The sequence below is a fragment of the Sphaerospermopsis aphanizomenoides BCCUSP55 genome (assembly GCF_001586785.1).
Taxonomy (GTDB): domain Bacteria; phylum Cyanobacteriota; class Cyanobacteriia; order Cyanobacteriales; family Nostocaceae; genus Sphaerospermopsis_A; species Sphaerospermopsis_A aphanizomenoides_A.
The window spans coordinates 1-3,573 of the sequence record NZ_LUFH02000241.1; the positions used below are offsets into that span (position 1 = coordinate 1).

The window sequence follows — 3,573 nt, forward strand, 5'->3', positions numbered from 1 at the left end:
TTTGAAAAATTTCAGGAGGCAAAGAAATTGCCACTTCCAACGGCTGAGGAACATTGTGCAGATTCACCACATAATCACCGTACCGCTTGAGATGCCGAGTCACAAAAGGACTCAAAGCCGCAACCAAACGATGACTCACCGGATACCCCTCCATAGTCAAAGCCTGAATCGCCAAAGACATATCCACCGTATTCTGCAAAATCACCGCACTAGCCACCAAATCCAAATATTTAAACCGCTTCTCCTGCTCAACCGGGTCATTTTCCGTAATCACACCATCCTTACCAAAAAACAACCACTTCACAAAATTATGGTACTCCTCCACAATATTCGTACAAGCAGTAATCTCCTGCCGCATCCCCGCATCCGAAATATAACGCAACAAAAAAATAGTCCGTACAACCAGCCCCAACTCCCGAAAAGCCTGATACAGACGATTCTTGCGACTATAACTACCCAACTTACGTAGTAAAGTAGAAGGCATCACCTTCCCCACCTTAATCGACAGCACCACCCGCATCATGTCATACCAGTGAGTCTGAATCAAACCCCAATTCACCACACCCTTAAACAACGGGTCAATATACTTATAAACACACTCCTTACCAGGACGAACAAAAGTATAATCCTGCCAATTACGGATGCGTGGCTTCAAATTAATACCCAAAAGATAAGACAAAGCAAACACAGGTGCAGACTGTCCCTGAGTATCAGCATTCAACGTATCCGGTTGAATATCCGAAGTATTCTTCAGTAACCCATCCAAAATATACACAGCTTCCCAGACACCGCAACTAATAAAATGGGTAAACAAAGCAATATATTTATCAGACACATGATGATAAGCAATACCACCATAACCGCCATAGCGAATATGGTACTCACTGTGTAAATTATTCTCGTAAATCTCAAACTTCGTTCCATCAGCCGCCGCCTTCTTTCCCGTTCCCCACACCGTAGGTAAACTAAAGCGATTATAGGTATTAATAATATCTCGAATTGCCGCCTCCAAAGTTTGGGCAGTAATATGCCGACGGTTAGTATAAGAAATCTCATGGGGAGTGACAAAACCCTTAGTATGACGGGCAGTTTGATTAGGTCCTAAATTGCACCCATACCCAAAAGTAGTCAAAATATAACGTTCAGTAGCTTGACGCATCTTAGCCTGATTCCCTGAGAGTGGTCCAAAATGCCTTGTCCAGTTCAACCAATGCTCAACATTACACAGCACATCCAAAACCCCACGTTCCGGCATTTTCTGGCGCAACATCTCCTCTAACTCCTCAACCCCTTCCAGTTTCAATGGAGATGCAATTCGTTTCAGTACAGGCGTGCCATCTTGATTAATTATTACCTGCTGACCATCTTTGAGCAATAAATCCACTTCCTGAGCAACACACATCAATTCCTGACGTAAAAACTCCACAAAATCATCAGGTTTGGCAGGAAAACCTAGTTGACGGCAATAATCCTCCAGTAGTGGTTCATAATCACCTTCACTCAGCAATTGTTCTCGAAAATCAGCGTAACTTTCAGAACCAACAACACAAGCATCACCAGTCCTTAATTCCGTAGCTAGATAAGAAAATATACAAACTTCCAATTGTGGGCGTACCAACATTTCTACCCCATCAACTTCTTGGCAAACCAAAGAACGCCAATTATTACTAATAAAATTTAACTCAATATCAAAAGGTAAATATTTCCCGCGTTTATGTTCATGGTCTAACACAAACATCAAGGCATCCATCACTGTTTCATCAGCAGAAGTCGAATGAATATCTAAAGAACGTACTAAATCAAACAGTAAGGGACGATGGGCTTTATAATAATGCCAAACCAATGGCAAATAATTATTAGTATTATAAGCTGCTACCTCTAAATACTTTTGTAATAATAATTCTGTCCCTCCTTGTTGTTGAAAAATTTGTAGAACTTGGTATCCCAAAGTCGCTAACTCATCCTGAGATTCATGTTTACTTTCATGAGAGACGGTTAAAACTTGTCCTAGTGTTCCTAATAATTCCGAGGTTTGGGCTAGATGTTTCTCCCGCAATTCTTTTAATTTTTCTTTGGCATTGTTATGAATTTTCAGAATCCGCTTCAGATACATCTCTACTAGATGGTCACGGGTTTTGACTTGTGCCTGGTATAGTAAACATAGGAGTATTGTCCGGCGTTTGCTGAGTTTTAAGTCTTGAAATTCCGATATATCTAAAGCTATAGCTTGGAGGGCTAAAAGTTTAATTTTAGCGGGTGCAATTTCTGATAGTAAACGTTTGGCATCACCAAAGGTCATCAATTGGTTGAATTTAGATAGTAGTTCTTTGATGTGTTTTAGTTTGGCACTTTTAGGGGGAGATTTGAGAAGATTGAGTGTGGCAGTTGATTGAGAATTGTCTTTTGATAATAGTTGGTCTAAATAAGTTTGTTCTGTGGGTGATAGGCTATTAGATACTCGTGTAAATAATTGGTTATTTGTAACTGCACGGACATGACGTACCAATCTATCTAAGGTGTTAAATGTTGGTAATTCATATCTTTCTTTGACTAATTCTTCAATGGCAATATTGATTAAATCTGCGGGATGGTCTTTTACTTGTGCTGCTGTGGATACGACGAGTATGATGAATTTTTGAGCTATTTTGTTGTAAGCTTTAACTTCTAAGTATTCTAATATTGCTTGCTGGTAATTACGTTGTTGTCGTTCTGTGGGGATAGATTTGACGGATTCACGTAGTTTGAGTCCAGACCTGATATGTTTAATAATGGCTACTGGTACGGATGCGGGATGGGAAAAATAACCAAGTCTCTGAAATGATTTCAACATGACCATGAAGCAGAGAAGACCTTCTGGTGTGCGAACGCGAGACTTGACAAATTTGATTTCTTCGGGGGTAGGTGTATAAAGTTCTGCTAGTTCTTTGGCAGTGGGATGTTGCTTAAAGCGGGGGTAGGCAGTACGTTCTATTCCGGTCATTTAAATGATAAATTTAGCACTATTTGGGTGAAAACTGCCTGGACTGGTTTATCCCTCACTCTTCAACCAAAGAGTATTCTACCTTCTTTGGGGTACACAGTTTGTTATGAGTTAAAAAAGCTGTTTGATTGCGGAATTTTCTGGTGGATAATGACCAATGTGAGGGGATTTTATCAGCTTTTAGTTTCTGATTGGATGAGCATATTTAGGGCGTAACGTGCTGATGATTCAGCTTTTTGGGATGTTACTACTGCATAGCGTAATGTTGTTTGAATGCTTTCATGTCCCATTAATGAACGTAATTCTTCTATGCTGATTAATCCTACTCTTTCTGTAGCATAAGTATGCCGTAAGTCGTGAATACGAATTCCTTGAAGTTGCGGATATGTGTTGGTTATTTGTCGCCAATAATCATGTAATGTGTGATAGCTGATTCTACTGATTTTGAGGGTGACTGGATGTTGTGCTGTGAACAATGCGTTGCTAGAATTTTGGGAATGTGAGTTATTTTTGCTGGATTGTTTGTTTTGATGTCGTGAGTATTTTAAATATTTATCTAGGGATTGGGCGGCATCGTCACTATAAAAACACCA

General features: G+C 39.9%; 2 protein-coding genes. Both read right to left on the reverse strand.

Annotated elements, in window-relative coordinates; translation table 11 throughout:
* Positions 1-2,980 (reverse strand): Tn3 family transposase (locus A0J48_RS26580; RefSeq protein WP_200327563.1); only part of this gene is annotated, 2,980 nt, incomplete at its 3' end.
* A 173-nt stretch (positions 2,981-3,153) separates the two neighbouring features.
* A partial coding sequence (locus tag A0J48_RS26585) for a site-specific integrase (protein ID WP_200327564.1) occupies positions 3,154-3,573 on the reverse strand: 420 nt, incomplete at its 5' end.